The organism is Gymnodinialimonas ceratoperidinii, assembly GCF_019297855.1.
In the GTDB taxonomy this organism is placed as follows: domain Bacteria; phylum Pseudomonadota; class Alphaproteobacteria; order Rhodobacterales; family Rhodobacteraceae; genus Gymnodinialimonas; species Gymnodinialimonas ceratoperidinii.
The window spans coordinates 1,837,984-1,855,037 of the sequence record NZ_CP079194.1; the positions used below are offsets into that span (position 1 = coordinate 1,837,984).

At 64.3% G+C, this 17,054-nt stretch carries 20 protein-coding genes; 9 read left to right on the plus strand and 11 right to left on the minus strand.

The annotated features are described in order from the left end of the window. The first annotated feature begins 48 nt into the window (after positions 1-48). The 5 genes from KYE46_RS08950 (at position 49) to KYE46_RS08970 (ending at position 4,777) form a co-directional block, all read left to right on the plus strand. Positions 49-1,200, plus strand: coding sequence for a FliM/FliN family flagellar motor switch protein (locus KYE46_RS08950; RefSeq protein WP_219000285.1), 1,152 nt, complete (start codon positions 49-51; stop codon positions 1,198-1,200). Positions 1,201-1,387: 187 nt separating this feature from the next. Beyond that, complete coding sequence (locus KYE46_RS08955; protein ID WP_219000286.1) at positions 1,388-2,152, plus strand: HpcH/HpaI aldolase family protein; 765 nt, start codon at positions 1,388-1,390, stop codon at positions 2,150-2,152. Between the two features lie 209 nt (positions 2,153-2,361). Continuing rightward, positions 2,362-2,988, plus strand: coding sequence for a DUF6778 family protein (locus KYE46_RS08960; RefSeq protein ID WP_219000287.1), 627 nt, complete (start codon positions 2,362-2,364; stop codon positions 2,986-2,988). Between the two features lie 56 nt (positions 2,989-3,044). Next, a complete protein-coding gene (locus KYE46_RS08965; protein WP_219000288.1) occupies positions 3,045-4,241 on the plus strand; it encodes an RSP_2647 family RNA methyltransferase in 1,197 nt (398 codons plus the stop codon). Then, positions 4,238-4,777, plus strand: coding sequence for an RSP_2648 family PIN domain-containing protein (locus KYE46_RS08970; protein WP_219000289.1), 540 nt, complete (start codon positions 4,238-4,240; stop codon positions 4,775-4,777). Before KYE46_RS08965 ends, KYE46_RS08970 begins: the two co-directional genes overlap by 4 nt. A 70-nt stretch (positions 4,778-4,847) precedes the next feature. Here KYE46_RS08970 and KYE46_RS08975 read toward each other — a convergent pair whose 3' ends face one another. The 7 genes from KYE46_RS08975 to KYE46_RS09005 all read right to left on the minus strand — a co-directional run bounded on the left by KYE46_RS08975 (position 4,848) and on the right by KYE46_RS09005 (position 10,026). After that, complete coding sequence (locus KYE46_RS08975) at positions 4,848-5,546, minus strand: M48 family metallopeptidase (protein WP_219000290.1); 699 nt, start codon at positions 5,544-5,546, stop codon at positions 4,848-4,850. A gap of 52 nt (positions 5,547-5,598) precedes the next feature. Then, positions 5,599-5,802 (minus strand): hypothetical protein, encoded by a 204-nt coding sequence (locus KYE46_RS08980; protein WP_219000291.1) that lies wholly within the window; start codon positions 5,800-5,802, stop codon positions 5,599-5,601. A gap of 57 nt (positions 5,803-5,859) precedes the next feature. Continuing rightward, a complete protein-coding gene (locus tag KYE46_RS08985; RefSeq protein ID WP_219000292.1) occupies positions 5,860-7,044 on the minus strand; it encodes a vWA domain-containing protein in 1,185 nt (394 codons plus the stop codon). Positions 7,045-7,057: 13 nt separating this feature from the next. Further along, positions 7,058-7,222 (minus strand): complement resistance protein TraT, encoded by a 165-nt coding sequence (locus KYE46_RS08990; protein ID WP_219000293.1) that lies wholly within the window; start codon positions 7,220-7,222, stop codon positions 7,058-7,060. Positions 7,223-7,243: 21 nt separating this feature from the next. Next, positions 7,244-8,572 (minus strand): DUF2927 domain-containing protein, encoded by a 1,329-nt coding sequence (locus tag KYE46_RS08995; protein ID WP_428845088.1) that lies wholly within the window; start codon positions 8,570-8,572, stop codon positions 7,244-7,246. Positions 8,573-8,622: 50 nt separating this feature from the next. Further along, positions 8,623-9,045 (minus strand): GNAT family N-acetyltransferase, encoded by a 423-nt coding sequence (locus tag KYE46_RS09000; protein WP_247716809.1) that lies wholly within the window; start codon positions 9,043-9,045, stop codon positions 8,623-8,625. A gap of 138 nt (positions 9,046-9,183) precedes the next feature. Then, a complete protein-coding gene (locus KYE46_RS09005; protein WP_219000296.1) occupies positions 9,184-10,026 on the minus strand; it encodes an AAA family ATPase in 843 nt (280 codons plus the stop codon). A 164-nt stretch (positions 10,027-10,190) separates the two neighbouring features. Between KYE46_RS09005 and dksA the strand changes: the two genes are divergently transcribed. Further along, positions 10,191-10,613, plus strand: a complete 423-nt coding sequence (gene dksA / locus KYE46_RS09010) for an RNA polymerase-binding protein DksA (protein WP_428845053.1) — start codon at positions 10,191-10,193, stop codon at positions 10,611-10,613. Between the two features lie 77 nt (positions 10,614-10,690). Further along, positions 10,691-11,857 carry an FAD-dependent oxidoreductase gene (locus KYE46_RS09015; protein ID WP_219000297.1) on the plus strand — a complete coding sequence of 389 codons (1,167 nt, stop codon included), beginning with the start codon at positions 10,691-10,693 and terminating at the stop codon, positions 11,855-11,857. Between the two features lie 2 nt (positions 11,858-11,859). On the opposite strand, the gene dtd is transcribed toward KYE46_RS09015, so the two are convergent. The 4 genes from dtd to KYE46_RS09035 all read right to left on the minus strand — a co-directional run bounded on the left by dtd (position 11,860) and on the right by KYE46_RS09035 (position 15,215). Further along, positions 11,860-12,303, minus strand: coding sequence for a D-aminoacyl-tRNA deacylase (dtd, locus tag KYE46_RS09020; RefSeq protein WP_219000298.1), 444 nt, complete (start codon positions 12,301-12,303; stop codon positions 11,860-11,862). Continuing rightward, on the minus strand, positions 12,300-13,229 hold the full coding sequence (locus KYE46_RS09025) for a carbohydrate kinase family protein (protein WP_219000299.1): 930 nt from the start codon (positions 13,227-13,229) through the stop codon (positions 12,300-12,302). Before KYE46_RS09025 ends, dtd begins: the two co-directional genes overlap by 4 nt. 189 nt (positions 13,230-13,418) lie before the next feature. Next, on the minus strand, positions 13,419-14,546 hold the full coding sequence (locus KYE46_RS09030; RefSeq protein ID WP_219000300.1) for a TFIIB-type zinc finger domain-containing protein: 1,128 nt from the start codon (positions 14,544-14,546) through the stop codon (positions 13,419-13,421). 117 nt (positions 14,547-14,663) lie between these two features. Beyond that, complete coding sequence (locus KYE46_RS09035) at positions 14,664-15,215, minus strand: cytochrome b/b6 domain-containing protein (protein ID WP_219000301.1); 552 nt, start codon at positions 15,213-15,215, stop codon at positions 14,664-14,666. A gap of 173 nt (positions 15,216-15,388) precedes the next feature. Here KYE46_RS09035 and KYE46_RS09040 point away from each other — a divergent pair, with 173 nt between their 5' ends. Together KYE46_RS09040 and KYE46_RS09045 are read left to right on the plus strand one after the other, a co-directional pair. Beyond that, entirely contained in the window at positions 15,389-16,168 is a 780-nt protein-coding gene (locus KYE46_RS09040; RefSeq protein ID WP_219000302.1) for a gamma-glutamyl-gamma-aminobutyrate hydrolase family protein, read from the plus strand. A 175-nt stretch (positions 16,169-16,343) separates the two neighbouring features. Continuing rightward, entirely contained in the window at positions 16,344-17,027 is a 684-nt protein-coding gene (locus KYE46_RS09045; RefSeq protein WP_219000303.1) for an LCCL domain-containing protein, read from the plus strand. The last annotated feature ends 27 nt before the right edge of the window (positions 17,028-17,054 follow it).

The window sequence follows — 17,054 nt, forward strand, 5'->3', positions numbered from 1 at the left end:
TGTGCGATGGCTTGTCTCATGTGACTTGCCAGAAGGCCCCGCACCGCAATGCCCGATTCCGACACGCCATCCGTTATCTCCCGCATCATTGCGGCGCATCGAGGCCGCGGGACGGGCAAAAGCGATCTGATCCCCGCGTTGCAGTCGGGACTGACCCGCGCCATCCGTCGCGCGGCGCTGCCCTATGGCACCCTGACGCCTTCGGTGGCCGAAGTCAGCGTCACACCGGACGCGACCCTGTCGGAATCGGTCCCCGGCCTCCCTGAACACGGCTTGCTCGCGGCGATCGAGGATGAAGACGGCAGAAGGGGGCTTTTCGCCCTCGATCATCCGCTGGTCGATTCGCTGATCGAGGTGCAGGCAACCGGCCACGTCGAAGAGGCAGAGCAACCGCCCCGCGCGATCACCCGCATCGACGAGGCGCTGTGCCGCGATTTCGTGGAGCTTGTGCTCGGTGCCTTCGCGCTGGAAACCGCCCGGCAGCCCGACCGCGACTGGCCGGACCGGATGAGCTACGGCAGCTCCATCACCGACCGCGCCCAACTCAACCTGTTGATGCCGGAACGGGGCTATCACCTGTTGCAGGTCCCGGTCACCATGGGCGGGCACAAGACCGGCACGCTTGCCGTTCTGCTGCCCAGTGACCCCGCCATTGCCCGCAAACACGCCTCTGCCGCCCCGCAAGACGCGGCGGCAGAGGATTGGAGCGAGCGGATGCTCGACGTGCTCGGGGCTGCGCCGATGGCACTGGATGCGGTCCTGCTGCGGGTCGTGATGCCTCTCGGCAAGGTGGAGGCGCTGGTTGAGGGAGATCTCATTCCGTTCGAGCATGCAGACCTCGGCGCCGTTTCCCTTGAGGATGAGGGCGGACATGTCTTCGCGCGCGGAGGATTGGGGCAATTGTCCGGCCGCCGGGCTGTACGTCTAGGCGGTGCAAAAGCGGCCAGCGCGCCGGAGCCGCCGCCGGCTGACAATGCCTCTTCTGATCCCTTGAGTGCACCGCCGCCCACGGCCGCGCTTGCGCCCGTGGCTGCGCCGGAAGCCACCGCGCCAATGGCGATGGCTGCGATGTCCGAGATCGCGACCAACCCGGCGGGCCTCGGAGTTGGAGAGGGCGGCTACGACCCGAACGCCAGCTTGAGCGGCTTGGGTGCCACCACGTCCGTTGGCAGTTTCGATCCGAACGCACCTGTGAGCTGAGCGCAGGCTGAAGGCTCATCCGCGTGGTCGAGCCAACAGACCCGTGCTGCCCCGACACGGTGCGGTGACGTCCGACACGCGCCGTCTGCGATACGCCGCTGTTCTCCGGTTGCATTCGGCCGAATGCCTCGGCAAGTTCGCCGCGACCGTCTCTGCCCTTCGGGGCCCGCCAACCGGAGCTTGCCCCATGTCCATCGCCGCGTTTCGTGCCACCGTCGCCTCGAACCGACCCCTTGCGGGCACCTTCATGAAGACGCCTTCGGTCGATATTCTCGAAATCCTGATCCTCGCGGGTCTCGATTTCGTCTGTATCGATCTCGAACATGCGCCCTTCGATCGCCAGACCCTCAACGCCTGCCTTGCAGTCGCCCGGGCCGCTGACTTCCCCGTGCTGATCCGCGTGCCTTCGGGCAGCGCCGAGAACATCGGAGCGGCGCTTGATATCGGCGCCGTGGGCGTCGTCGTACCCCATGTCACCAGCGCGGAGGTGGCCGAGAAAGTCGCCAAGGCGGCGCGTTATGGGCACGGAGGCCGTGGGTACGCCGGCTCGAGCCGTTGGGCAGGCTACGCGACACGCACGATGCCGCAGATCCTCGAACAAAGCCGTGATGAAACTATCGTCGTCGCGCAGATCGAGGATCCGGAAGCGGTGGAGGCCTGCGACGCCATCGCCGCGACGCCCGGTATCGATGCGCTGTTTCTTGGGCCGGCCGATCTCACGGTGGCTTATGGTCAGACCGATCAGGATTGCGACGAGCTGCACGACGCCATGGCGCGCGTCGGACAGGCCGCAAACGCGAACGGCAAGGCCTACATGACCTTCGTGGCCAATGCCGACCGGGCGAAGACCTTGCGCAAATACGGCTTCGGCGCCGTCTTCATCGCATCCGAACACGCCTGGATCCTGAGCGGAGCGCGCGCGCAAATCGCCGGTATCCGCGAGATCGAATAGGCAGTCTCACGGCTCGCCCGCCTTCAAACGGCCTCAATCCCGGCAGACTTTTTCCTGCATATGACCTTGGAAAGGGCGCGCGCCGCGCCTCATTTCGCCGCGCTTGCCTGCGAGAAATCTTCCGTTCCACCACCGCATGAGTGGAGCAAATGAAGGTTTAACAAGTTCGGCAAGCCGGGTCTCAAGACGGCCCTTGCAGGAGAAGTTTCATGATGACGACCCGTTTCATTCCCGCCCTGGTACTCGGCGCCGCCCTTGCTGTTTCCGGCTGCGTCGGCACCACCGATGTGTCGCGCGATATCGGTCCGGACACCATTCCGGTGATCGAAAACATCGAGATTCAGGATTGGGACGTGGCCGGTGTCGAGGTCATCGTGCCCTCTGACCTGACCTCCTCGGAAGCCAACACGATCAAGCCGCGCGCCGACATAGTCTGGCGCGAAGATCCCATCGGCGACCGCCATGCACAGGTCGCAGCCCTGATGAGCGCGGCGCTCGAGCCGGCATTCGAGGCTGTCGACGGCGCCACCCCCGTGATCGTGACGCTCAACGTCAGTCGCTTCCACGCCCAGACCCAACGGGTGCGCTACTCCAACATCCCGAGCGAGCAGGAAATCGAATTCGTGATGACCATTCGCCATGCCGAGACGGGCGCACTTCTCTCGGGTCCGACCGATGTGGACCTCACGTTCCCGGCGCTCGGCGGCAACGACGCGGTGGCGGCTGACGCGCAAGGCATCACGCAACGCATCCGCATCAATGAGCGTCTTCAGGCCTGGGTGGCCGAGGAATTCATCGGCCCCGTCAACACCCCGCTTCTGGTGGCTTCGAACTGAGCCGTCTCGCAATTTCGACCTTACGGATCGTTCAATAACCCGCTAGAGGGGGCGCTATGACAGCGCCCTCTTTTCCCGTTCTCCGCCTTAAACCCAAGGCTGACGCCCGCCGCATCCGCCATGGCCACCCCTGGGCCTGGGCGGACGACCTCGTTCTCGATCGCCGGTCCAAGGCTGTACCCGCGGGGGCCTTGGCTCTTTTGGAAGATGCCGAAAGGCAGCCAATCGGCATCGGGGTCGCGACCGTCAATGCACGGATCGGCCTGCGGATCCTCGACCGCGCGCCGGATACGGTGATCGACAAGGACTGGCTGCGCGCCAAGATCAATCGGGCCGCTCGGCTGCGCGATGCGCTCTATGACGCGCCCTACTATCGCCTGATCCACGCCGAGGGCGACGGCCTGCCGGGCCTGATCGTCGACCGCTTCGGCGACACGCTGGTGATGCAGCCCAACGCGATCTGGCTGGAAGAGCGCCTCGATGACCTGCGCGATCTGCTGCTGGAGGCAACCGGCGCCACGACGCTCATCAAGAACGGCACATCGCGCGCCCGCGCGTTGGAGGATTTGCCCGAAGAGATACTGACGCTCGCAGGCACGGCCCCTGACGGTCCGATCGAAGTGCCGATGAACGGGGCGACCTACATGGCTGACGTCATGGGGGGGCAGAAAACCGGCCTTTTCTACGACCAGCGGCCGAACCACGCCCTCATGGCGCGCTTGGCCGAAGGCGCGCGCGTTCTGGATGTCTTCACCCACGTGGGCGGTTTTGCCTTGGCCACGCTGGCCGCCGGCGCGCAGAGCGCCCTTGCTGTCGATGCCTCCGAGCCCGCGCTGACGCTGGCGGGGCAGGGCGCCCAGGCGATGGGCTGCGACGCGCGCTTTGATACGCGTCAGGGCGATGCCTTCACGGTGATGGAAGCGCTCGCGGCCGAGGGCGCGACGTTTGACCTCGTCATTGCCGATCCCCCGGCCTTCGCGCCGTCGAAACCGGCCCTCGACAAGGGGCTGCGCGCCTATGAACGCGTGGCGCGCTTGGCCGCGTCCCTCGTGGCAGAGGGCGGCACCTTGATGCTTTGCTCGTGTTCCCACGCGGCGGACCTCGGCAAATTCCGCGCCTCCTGCATCCGTGGCATCGGCCGAGCGGGGCGCGAGCCGCGTCTGATCTACACCGGCTTCGCCGGGCCCGATCACCCGGTCCACCCGAGCCTGAGCGACACAGGCTACCTGAAAGCGCTCGCGTTCTCCCTATGATCGCGGTCATCGACGCCTGCGTGCTCTACCCCACGGTGTTGCGCCAGATCGTCTTCGGCTGCGCAGAACGCGGCCTGATCGCGCCGCGCTGGTCGGACCGCTTGTTGGAGGAATGGACCCGCGCCGCCGCCCGGAACGGCGGGGCGCTCGATGCGGAGCTTGCTCAGGCGGAGGTCACCCGTGCCAACCTGCAGTTCCCCGAGGCTCTGACGCCGCCGGGGGATGAGGCGCCGCTCTGGCTCCCCGATCCCGCTGACGTCCACGTCCTCGCCACCGCGATTCAAGGCGGCGCCGAGGTGATCCTGACCCAGAACCTCAAGGATTTTCCCGCGCGCGAGCTGTCAGGCTACGGCATCCGCGCGGTGGCACCAGACGCGCTCTTGATGGACCTGTGGCTTGAGCAGCCGGACGCCGTGGCCCAGGCCGTCGCCGAGACTCACGCCGAGGCCGAGCGCCTCTCAGGCCAGAACCTGCCCCTGCGCGGGCTCCTCAAGCGCGTCCGGCTGCCCCGTCTCGGCAAAGCGCTGAGCGCCTGACTTCATCTTTTCATAAATACGGGAAATACACGCAGCCTTTGAAGGTAACCGTTCCAGTTCGCTTGAGCCCTTAGTTTGCAGGCCCTTCAGAGCGCCACCGCGCCTCCATCGCTTCGATCGCCGCGATCCGCTCGGACGTCTTCGGATGGCTCATCAACCACGCCGGCGTGCCGCCGCCTTTCAGACCCGCCAAGCGCTCCAACTTCTCGAACATCGTCTTCTGGGGACCCGCGCCGAGGCCGGCGGAGACCATCAGGGACGTCGCGTAGGCGTCGGCCTCGTATTCATCCTGCCGGCTCAACCGCGCCGCAAGGAGCGCCCCGACCGCGTTCGCGATTGCCGCACCGATGCCGGGGATGAACCGCCCCAAGACGCTGGCGAGCACCACGCGCACCGCATTTTGACCGGAAAAGTCGACCATCCGCCGCCGGGTATGGCCCATGGCGACGTGACCCAACTCATGGGCGATGACGCTGGCCAACTCCTCGGCCGTCACCTCGCCCGAGAGGTAGCGATTATAGAATCCGCGCGTCAGGTAGATTTGCCCGTTCGGGGCAGCGAGCCCGTTGACCGCGTCCACCTCGTAGACGTTGACGCGGATCTTCTCGACATCGAGGACCTTGGCGAACTTCTCGGTAATGGCCCGCAGACGTGCATCCGCCAACTCCGTAGAGCGCGCCTTCAGGTCGCGGTTCGTGCGCCAGGCCGAGAACAGGTACATCACGAGGCCGTAGCCCACGGCGAGCAGGATGGGGGTCAGCTTCAACATGGCTTAGATATGGGGTGCGCTATCCGCGGCGGCAATGGAAATCGGCGCGCGGCTAATTCGCCTGCCTGATCCGGGTCAGAAGCGCGGCACCGAGGCCGACCGTGTCCAAGTCTGCCACAAGGAAATCGGAGGCATTGCCGAGCAGAATGGCCCGCGCGTCGATCCGGTCACCGAAGGGGTCGCTCAACCCGAGATAGAAGGTGACCCAGATCACCTCTCTCGCCGCACCCCACAGCAGAACTCGCGGCCATCCCATCCGGGCAGAGCCCGCTACGATGTTCACTTAGAGCCGAAGCCCGGCGCAGTTGCGCGATCAGCGGCCCAACTCACGCATGCCGCGGTCGATGCCTTCCAGTGTCATCGGCACCATCCGCCCCTCGAAGATCTCGTTGATCATCTGGGTCGACTGCGTGTAGCGCCAATGCTTTTCGGGCGTCGGGTTGATCCACATGTGGTCCGGCCACTGGGCGCGGGCGCGTTGCAACCACGTGCTCCCCGGCTCCTCGTTCCAATGTTCGTTCGCCCCGCCAGCGAAGGCAATCTCGTAGGGGGACATCGCCGCGTCGCCCACGAAAATGCACTTATAATCAGGCCCGTAGGTGTTCATCACCTCGAAGGTCGGGATCGTCTCGGACCAGCGGCGCCGGTTGTCGCGCCAGACGCTTTCGTAGAGGCAATTGTGGAAGTAGTAGTATTCCAGATGCTTGAATTCAGCCTTCGCGGCGCTGAACAGCTCCTCCACCACCTTCACGTGATCGTCCATCGAGCCGCCGACGTCGAGAAACAGGATCACCTTCACGGCGTTGCGACGTTCCGGCCGGGTCTTCACGTCCAGATAGCCATGTTCGGCCGTCGCGCGGATGGTCCCGTCGAGGTCCAATTCCTCCGCCGCGCCGTTGCGCGCCCACTGTCGTAGACGTTTGAGCGCGACCTTAATGTTACGGGTCCCGAGTTCGACGTCGCCGTCGAGGTTCTTGAAGTCCCGCTTGTCCCAGACCTTCACGGCGCGTCGGTGCCGGCTCTCGTGCTGACCGATCCGCACGCCTTCGGGGTTGTACCCATAGGCCCCGAAGGGCGAGGTGCCGGCGGTGCCGATCCACTTCGAGCCGCCCTGATGGCGCTTTTCCTGTTCCTTCAGGCGCTCGCGCAGGGTCTCCATCAGTTTGTCGAAGCCACCCAGAGCCTCGATCTCGGCCCGCTCTTCCTCGGAGAGGTGTTTTTCCGCCAGCTTTTCCAGCCATTCGCGGGGAATTTCGGCCGCTTCCAGCACGTCGTCGGCGGTGATCGCCTCCAGCCCGCCGAAGGTATGGGCAAAGGCCTGATCGAACCGGTCGAGGTGACGCTCATCCTTCACCATGGCAGCGCGGGCGAGATAGTAGAACCCGTCGACGTCATAGGTCACCAGACCCGCAGAGACCCCTTCGAGAAAGGCGAGATACTCGCGGAGGGAAACCGGGATGCGGGCCGAGCGGAGGGTCTGAAAAAAGGGTAAGAACATGGACGCAGCCTAGCTACTGCGGGGCCGGGACCACAAGCATGACGAGCGTGCCAAGCAGAAACCCGATCAGCGCGAAGACCGCCCCGTATTGGGCGATGTCTGCCCAGTTGCCGCCGCGCTTGCGCGCCAGAAGAGCGCCAATGACAAGGCCCAATACAGCACCCATGAAATTCAGCATGATCGTCCCGCCTCTGGCCTGTTACCTGCCGGGCGAGAGCGCCGCGACTTCGGTCAACCGTGCGCTGACGGCTGCGTTGGAGCCAAAGCCATAACGGCCCCATGCGAGGCTATCAAGCCGAACGCTGCGGGCCTCGGAGGCGCGTCCGACATCGTCCAGAGCTTCGGCGCGGATCATCAGAAGCGTCGAGAGGAGCGAGGCGTTTTGCGCGCGGGTGGCCGCGGGCAGGGCGCGCTCGGTCAGGCGCAGCGCCTCTTCCGTGCGCCCTGCCGAAAGGGCGAAGGCGGCGAGTTGCATGTCCACATGGGCCGACTGGATCCCGTTGGGGGCGACACGCTCGAAGATGGTGGAGGCCGATTGGAATGCCTGGATCGAGGTCTCCACATCGCGTGACAGGGTCAGGCGGCCAAGCGCGAAATAGCTGAAGGCGAGGCGCGTATCGGTCCATTGACGCTGCTGTGCCAGACGCACCGCACGCTCGGCGGCGGAAACACGCGCCTCGTCCGATTGGCCCGGTCCGAGCGCGGCTTCGATCGCGGTGATCCAGGCGCGGGGCGTCTGGGATCCGCTCTCGCGAATGGTCACGCCACCGCCCGGATTGATCCGCGAAAGAATGCCGGGCAGGGCGCTCGCCACCTGCGCGCGGGTCATGCCCGAACGCAGCGCATCGTCGTAATAGGTCCGCAGGATGAGCATGTCGAACCCGGTCAGGACCGCGTTGAAGTTGTCGTCGTTGAAGACGGAATCGGGCAAGCGGTAGAGATCGTTGAGGGGCCCGAGGGCCTGCGCGATCTCTTCATGGAGGCAATCGCGCACTTCCTGCGGCGACACGTCGGAGGGAATGAAGACGGCAACCCGCTCGCGGGTGTCGAGCGTCGTCCAATCCAGTGACCGCCCCGAGCGCGCCCGGCGGAACTCGGACCAAGAGCTGACGCGGGGCACGACGAAACACGCCGCTTGCGGCACGACCCGCTGCATGCGCGAGCGCGGCATGGTCTCGATGGTGATCGAGGCCTCGGACGAGGACGTCCGGGAGATGTCGATGCCGGCCTCGGACCGCAGTCGCCGCAGCAACTGATCAAGATCGCTGTTGAGAGACGCGGGCGCGCCGGACGCGACGGCGACGGTGATCGGTCCCTCGAACCGGCTGATCCGGTCAATCGTGCGCCCCGATTCCATCTGGAAGCTCAGATCGAGAAAATCGGCTGCAATCGTCGAGTTCGAGCGGGTCGGCGAACTGATCCGAGGCGCGCCGAATGTATTCATCGCCGGCAAGGTGCCGGGCGCTGCAGCCGCCGCCCGGTCAGGCACATCCGTGCTGTTCGAAGGCGCGCAAGCCGCGAGGAGCATGGCGAAGACGGGCGCCGTGAGGGTCAGGAAACGGGACAAATACTGGGCCTTCAGGTTCGAGAATACTTCATAAAGTCAGTCGGTTGCGCGATCCGGTCGTAGAGCTTTCGCGCCGTCGTGTTCGAGGTTTTCGTCATCCAGTACACCGTATCACGCCCCTGCGCGTCAGCGTCCGCGTAAACGGTTTCGATCAGGGCCCGACCAAGCCCGGTGCCACGGACCTCGGGTGCCGTGAACAGATCCTGTAGATAGGTAACGCGTTCCGCGCGCCAAGTATGCGCATGTGTGACAATATGAACGAGCCCCACCAGATCCTCGCTGCGCTGCGCGACCCAAGCCTGCAGGTTGTCGATAGAGGGATCAATCAGCCGCTGGAAAAGCAGGTCGTCATGGTCCGGTGCGATTTCGGCCTCGTAGAATCCCAGATAGCCACGCCAAAGCGTGCCCCATTGTTTCCGATCCTCTGCGCCCAAGGGGCGAATGGTGTGCGACGGGGTCAAGTTCTTGCCTGTCTTGAGCTTCTGTTGGCGCGCCAGCGCAATGTGCAGACCAATTATGGCAGGAATCGGGCAGGCTTAAACCTTCCCGTCGCACTGTGGGCGAATGCTTGCCTACCGTTGCCCGCGTGCCATGAAGGCAAGGCGTTCGAAAAGGGCTACGTCCTGCTCGTTTTTCAACAACGCACCATGCAGTTTCGGCAGGGCCGACGCCCCGTCGCGGCGCAGATCCTCGGGCTGCAGGTCTTCCGCGAGCAACAGTTTCAGCCAATCCAGAACTTCGGAGGTGGAGGGCTTTTTCTTCAGACCCTGTTGCTCCCGGATCTCGTAGAATTGCGTGAGCGCGGTCGTCAGAAGGGCCGGTTTGATGCCCGGATGATGGACCTCCACGATCTTTTTCATGACCTCGATGTCGGGGAAGCGGATGTAGTGGAAGAAGCAGCGGCGCAGGAAGGCGTCGGGCAGCTCTTTTTCGTTGTTCGAGGTGATGATGACGATCGGACGAACCTGTGCTTTCACCGTCTCGCCGGTCTCGTAGACGAAGAATTCCATCCGGTCGAGTTCCTGCAGAAGATCGTTCGGAAACTCGATGTCCGCCTTGTCGATCTCGTCGATCAGCAGCACGCATTTCTCTTGCCGTTCAAAGGCTTGCCACAGCTTGCCCTTGCGAATGTAGTTGCGCACATCATGTACGCGTTCCTCGCCCAACTGGCTGTCGCGCAGGCGTGAGACGGCATCGTATTCATAAAGCCCCTGCTGCGCGCGGGTGGTCGATTTGATGTGCCATTCGATGATCGGCAGCTCGAGCGCCCCGGCCACCTGGCGGGCCAGTTCCGTCTTGCCGGTGCCGGGCTCACCCTTGACCAGAAGCGGCCGTTCCAGGGTCACGGCGGCATTGACCGCAACGGTCAGATCCTGGGTCGCAACATAATCGGCGGTGCCGTCAAATCTTAACAAGTCGGGTTCCTCTCGGAGAGCGTGTCCAATTACAAATTGGCTACCGCACTCACTATCTTGGTGACAACCCGCCTTCGCAGGTGTAATCGACCGCCACGGGGGGACGCATGGACTGGCGGAGGTTAGACACCATGAGCAATATGAGCCCCACTGAGGGGAGCACGATGAAAGCAGAAGTTTTTTTGCCAGATGATTATCGTCCCGCTGAGGACGAACCATTCATGAACGAGCGTCAGGTGGAGTATTTTCGCCGCAAGCTGCTGACATGGCGCGATGAGTTGTTGGACGAGAGCCGCTCGACGGTCACCACGCTTCAGGACGGAACCCGCAATATTCCCGACGTTGCGGATCGCGCCTCGGAAGAGACGGACCGCGCGCTGGAATTGCGCACGAGGGATCGCCAGCGCAAGCTAATCGCCAAGATCGATCAGGCGCTTCGGCGTGTGGAAGACGGCGAGTTCGGGTACTGCGAGAAGACCGGAGAGCCGATTTCGCTCAAGCGTCTGGACGCCCGCCCGATCGCCACGATGACGCTGGAAGCGCAGGAGCGTCACGAGCGTCGCGAGAAGGTCCACCGCGACGACTGAGCCGCGATCAGGCCGCGCTTGGCACGAAGATCAGGAAAAGGGCACCCGACGGGTGCCCTTTTGCATGGAGACGCAGGATGCTCATAGGCAAACAGATTACCGTCATCGGCGGGGGAATCGGCGGGTTGGCGGCGGCGCTGGCCTGTGCGCGGCGGGGCGCCTCCGTCACGGTGTTGGAGCGGTCTGACACGATTGCAGAGGTCGGCGCGGGCCTGCAGGTCTCGCCAAACGGATGGGTCGTTTTGAAAGCGCTCGGCGTGGCCGATGCTGTGGCTCGCGCGGCCACGCGCGGGGAGGCGGTGTGCCTGCGCGATTTCCGGCGCGGCGCGGAGGTTTTCCGGATGTCTCTGCGAGAGCCGTTCCATTTCGTGCACCGCGCGGACCTGATTGGTGCGCTCCATCAGGCCGCGGTGGAAGCCGGCGTGAAAATCCGCCTCGGAGTTCATGTGAGAGGCGTCGAGGCCGAGGAACATGCCGTGCGCCTCATGCTTGCGGATGGCGCGACAGAGACCCACGGCCTCACCATCGCGGCGGACGGGCTGCACTCTGCAGGGCGCGCGCACCTCAATCCGCGCTCGAAGGCATTCTTTACGGGGCAGGTCGCGTGGCGCGCGTTGGTTCCGACAGAGGCGGCAGAGCGGCTCGCGCCCGAGGCGCAGGTTTTCATGGGGCCGGGGCGGCATCTGGTGCGCTACCCGCTGCGGGGCGGCACGTTAACCAACATCGTCGCCGTTGAAGAGCGCGATGCCTGGGCCGTGGAAGACTGGATGCTGACCGACGATCCGCGCAACCTTCGCGCCGCCTTCACCGATTTCTGCCCTGAAATCCGCGCGTTGCTGGCGCGGGTCGAAGAGCCGAACCTTTGGGGGCTGTATCGCCACCCGGTCGCGGCGCAGTGGTTCAACGGGCCGCTCGTGCTGCTCGGCGATGCTGCGCACCCGACGCTGCCATTCCTCGCACAAGGTGCCAACATGGCGTTGGAAGACGCATGGGTGCTGGCCGATTGTCTGGGCGTCGAAGCGGACGTGGGCCGTGCCCTGCATCGCTATCAAGCCCTGCGCAAGCCGCGGACGGCACGGATCGTGGAGGCGGCGAACGACAACGCCACGAACTATCACCTGCGGCCGGGGCCGTTTCGGTTCGCCGCACATACCGCGCTACGGGCCGCGGCGCGCTTCGCCCCGCATGCCGTCACCAACCGGTTCAACTGGCTCTATAACCACGACGTGACGCGCTCGGCCTGAGGTTAATCAGCCGTGTCGATCCAGATCGTCACCGGGCCGTCGTTAACCAGATGCACGTCCATATCCGCCCCGAACTCTCCGGTCTGGGTCTCGACCCCGAGGGCGCGGAGATGGGCGGCTGCGTGGCGGTAAAGCGCCTCCCCCTCCTGCGGCGGCGCGGCCGCAGAGAAACCGGGGCGGTTGCCGCGCGCGGTGTCAGCGGCCAGCGTGAATTGGCTCACCACGAGGGCGCTGCCGCCGCTGTCGAGCAGCGAGCGGTTCATCTTGCCCGCGTCGTCCTTGAAAATCCGCAGCTTGCTGATCTTGGCCATCAGCTTTTCTGCCTCGGTCTCGGTGTCACCCTGCATGGCGCACAACAGGATCAGCAGGCCCGGTCCTGTCTCACCGACCGGCGCGCCATCGACCTCCACGCGCGCATGGCTGACCCGTTGGAGCAGCGCCCTCACGTCAGCTCGTCACGGCGCGGCGGGTTGGCACCGGCCCGCGTCACCGTCACCGCCGAGGCGCGGACGCCAAGCGTCATGGCCGCGCGCAGGGTCTCCCCATCAAGACCCTTGCCGATCATGTCCTTGTCGAGCGCGCCCGCGTCCTCAAGACCCGCCAGAACGCCAGCATTGAACGTATCGCCCGCACCGACGGTATCGACGACCTTCACGGCCTGCGCGTCGACGTGGATCTCGAGATCGCCATGGAACCCCGTGACGCCCGCAGCCCCTTGGGTGACAAGCACGACCGACGGCCCTTTTTCCGAGAGCTTTTCAGCCAGCACCGGCAGCGGGTGATCGCCCAAGAGCCACCGCAGATCCTCGTCCGAGGCCTTGATGATGTCGGTATGCGCCAGCATTTGGTCGAGCCGCGCACGGAAACGCGCCTCGTCGGCGATGAAGCCGGGGCGGATGTTCGGGTCGATCATCACGACACGGTTCAGCTTGTCCGCCTGCGCGATCAGCGCGGCATAGGCATCGGCGCAGGGCTCTACGGCAAGGGAGATTCCCCCGAAGAAACACGCCTTCGCGCTGTCGGGGATCGTGGGGAGATCGGCCTCGGTCAGCATCCTTCCGGCGGTGTTCTCATCATAGAAGGCGTAGCTCGCATGGCCATCGTTCAGCGTCACGAAGGCCAGCGTCGTCGGGCGATCGCCGCGGTGCGCCAAGGTGCTGCCGACGCCATTTGCCATCAGGACACCGTCCAGCCGCTCACCGAAGAGGTCGGTGGACAGGCCCGAGAAGAATTCTGTCTCGGTCCCAAGGCGCGACAGGGCCACGGCCGTGTTGAAGACCGATCCGCCGGGGTAGGGGGCGAAGGCCGCTTCATGGGCCTCGGTCCGGCGGGGCAGCATGTCGATCAGGGCTTCACCGGCGCACAGGATCATGGGGTCTCTCCATCTCAATTTCGGGAGTGTGTTAGCGGTAACAGGCGCCTTGGGGAAGCCTATTTCGCGCAACGCGGGCACGACGCCACGGCGCTGAGACGCGCGACGTCAGTGCTTAGGCTACACGAAGAGGCGTGAAAATCCTAGATGGCCGACGCAGCGGACAGCGACCAGCCCCACCGCCCTCGCTCAGCGATCCATGACCTCCAACCCGTAGAAGACCGCCGCCGCCACGATGAGCGCAGCGATGACCGCCAGCGCGATCTTGCCCCAACTGTAGGGCCGCTCGCCCTGCACCTTGCCGCTTTGCGCGTTCACCACGAAGCGGAAACTCTTGCCGCGGTATTTGTAGGCAGCGATCCAGACCGGCAGCAGGATATGCTTGAAGGTCACCTTGTCCACATGGGTGTCCATCGCGTCGATCCGCTGCGCATCGCCGCCGATATCCCGGCGAATGTCGCGCTGGATCTGGGCGTCCATGATGGCGCGGGCCTCGAGCATGCCTTCGTCCAACTCGACGGTGTAGCCCTCTGCGCGGAAGCCCGAGAGAAACTCCGGCCGATATTCCGCCAAACCGCTGAGATCCCACGGCGCCAGCGCGTCCGTGTATCGCTTCGGCAAGGATTTGGACGCCAGCACGAGGATGTCATCGAAGAACCGGCTGACACGGCCCGACGCGCGGGTCCAGCGGATGCGGCGCTCCTGTCTCGGTTTGCCGTCCGGACCCTTCACGGTGACGTAATAGGCCGTGCCCCTCTGGCCGCGATAGCGGGTCGCGGTATCGGCATCGTAGGTCCAGAACGGCACGTAGATGCCATCCAGAGAGCTGTCCTTCCGGGCGTATTCCTTCAAGCCGTTGGGCGCGAACCAGAGCCCGTGGAGCCAATCGTTCATCGCCTTGTGGGCTTCGCGTTCGGTCAGCTGAAAGGGGATCAGCCCCTTGGGCTTGATGTGCCGGTGGGTGCCGGTGTCGGCGACCACGGGGGTGGCGCAGAACGGGCATTCCTGACTGTGATCGGCGCCGTCGAACTGGACCTGCGCGCCACAATTGGGACAGGTCGAGACGCGGGTCTCCTCCATCTCGGATGCCGCAACCTCGCCCCGGACAGCGGCCTCGAAATCGTTCTCGACCATCGCAACGCCGCCGCCCCAGGGGCCGTCGGTGACCTCGATCGGCTCCTCGTTGCCACAATGGTCGCAGATCATTTTTCCCTCGGCCGGCGCATAGCGCATGTCCGATCCGCAGTTGGGGCAGGGGAAGCGATGCTCGTCTTCCGGGCGGGCGCTTTCGGGTTCGCGATCGAAGGTGTCGGTCATGGCGAGAGGTTTTCCGAGGCAATGGGTGTCGGGGGCAGTCTCTTGCGAGACGATGCCGGGATCAAGCAGGGAAAACCGCAACTTGGCAGGAGAAGGGCTACGGGGACGGCCCGAGGGTCAGAGAAAGCGGTGCAGAAACTTCGGCGCCATGATGCGGAGCGCGTTGTCACGCAGGCGCAGGTGACGCCACGTGTGAAAGGCCCCATGGGCGACCGCGATCGCCGCCAGCGCGTAGAATTGATAGACGTGGATCCAAGAAACCACGGCGTGGGCCTGTGGCATGTCCAGAGGCGGTGCGATCGGCAAGATCCCACCGGCACGCATCAACACAGCAGAAGTCAGACCAAGGCCGAACCCGGTCAGCGCCACGAAAAACAGCCCCCAGATCAAGCTCTTGTGCAAAATTGGATGGATGGCCCGTGCCTTTGGGGGAAGTTTCGGGCCGGGGCGGGAGGCCAGACCTTTGCGCAGATGCCAGATCGTCCAGATCAGGGCGAGGGTCACGAAGATCAGCCCGTTGATGGAATGCAGTTGAAACCATCCCGGACCCATCCGGCGTAGCACTTCCGGATCGGCAAAGACGAACCAGATGAAGAACGGCACAATGCTCCAATGAAGGATCTTGAGCCGAGTGCGCCGTGACGGCAGGCGAAGGGACGGAAGTGGCATTTGTGACCTCTGGTAGAGGCTAAAGCATAGCGCGCGCGGGCGTTCCGTGAAATGACGCCTGCGTGAACCCGTGCCAGTTGTGCGGTCGTGCAACGGCTCTGCGCGAGCAAGCGCCTTTTCCTTTGACCCTCCGCCCGCTACAAAACGGCCATGATCACAATGATGGACGCAGTATGACCCGCCCCCTGATCGGCATTATCGGCAACCACCACCTCATCAACGAGTCATACGAGACCCACGCCGGGGGCACGATGAACTCCGAGGCCGTGGCCGAGGTGTCGCGCGGTCTGCCGATGATCGTGCCGCCAAATCCATCCTTCGTGGATATGGAGAGCTTGCTGGAGACCTGCGCCGGTTTCGTCTTCACCGGCGGGCGTCCCAATGTGCATCCCGAGGAATATGGCGAGGATTACACCGACGCCCACGGCACCATGGACCGTCACCGCGACGCGCTGACCCTGCCGCTGATCCGCGCCTGCGTCGCGCGCGGTCTGCCGATCCTTGGGCTGTGCCGCGGATTTCAGGAGGTCAACGTCGCGATGGGAGGCTCCCTCTACCCCGAGATCCGCGATCTGCCGGGGCGGATGAACCACCGGATGCCACCCGATGGGACGCTTGAAGAGAAGTTCGAGTTGCGCCACGTCGTGACCTTCACCGAGGGCGGCCCGTTCCACAAATTGATGGGCGCGACCGAAGTGATGACCAACACGCTGCACGGCCAGGGGATCAAGAAACCCGGCCCCCGTGTGGTGATCGACGGCCATGCGCCTGACGGTACGCCCGAGGCGATCTACATTGCCGACGCGCCCGGGTTTACCTTGTCCGTTCAATGGCATCCGGAATATCGCGCCGCCCACGATCCGGTGTCGCGCCCGCTTTTCGAAGCCTTTGGTGAGGCGGCTGCCGCTTGGGCTGCGGGCAAGCGCCCGGTGACAGTCAGCGACGTGGCCTGAGCGCTTCCTCGGTTCGGCGATTCAAGAATTTCGTTGCGAGCGCGACAAGGGCTCGGGCATGCTTCCCTAGGGTCAACGCTTTTGCGGTGTGCCGGGATGGAGCCCGTGTGCCGCCAAGGCTGCATTCACGACCCGGAGATGATTGCTTACAGTCCATTTACCGGAAGGATCGCTGATGTTTCTCAAGGTTTTCAAAGCGGCTACGGCTGCAATTTTCTGTCTCGCCAGTCCGGCCTTGGCTGACTGGAGCGCTAATCTGATCACGCTCGGTGTGAATAACCCGGGCGCCGCGGGACAAGTCGAATGCGCGCCGAATGGTTCATTCCATACGGTCTGGGGAACGGGAACCTATACCTCCGACAGCTCGATTTGCACCGCTGCCGTCCACTTCGGCTGGATCGCCCACGATCGCGGCGGTGTCGTGGGCTTCCAACAGGTGCCGGGGATGAGTTTCTATAGCGGCTCCAGTCAGAACGGGGTGACCACTTCCGACTATGGCTCGTGGGATTCCAGCTTCCAGATCACCGGTGCCCGTCCCCTGACAGGCGGAATTCGTCGCATCACTTGGGGCGACTCGGCAGACTCGCTCGGCGTAGGCGGCGCAGTCGGACAGGTTTTCGCCTTCGAGTGTCCCACCAACAACAATGCGGGCGGAACGGTCTGGGGGACTGACGTCTACACGTCAGACAGCTCGATCTGCGGGGCGGCCACACATCGGGGGCTGGTGACACCCTCAAGAGGCGGCACCGTCACGGTCCGAGTGCTCGGCCCGCAAGCCGCCTATGCCGGTACGATGCGCAATGGTGTGGCAACTTCAGACTATCCGTCTTGGCCTCGAAGCTTCATTTTTAACAACTAGATCAGGTATTTGCATTGCATTATTAAA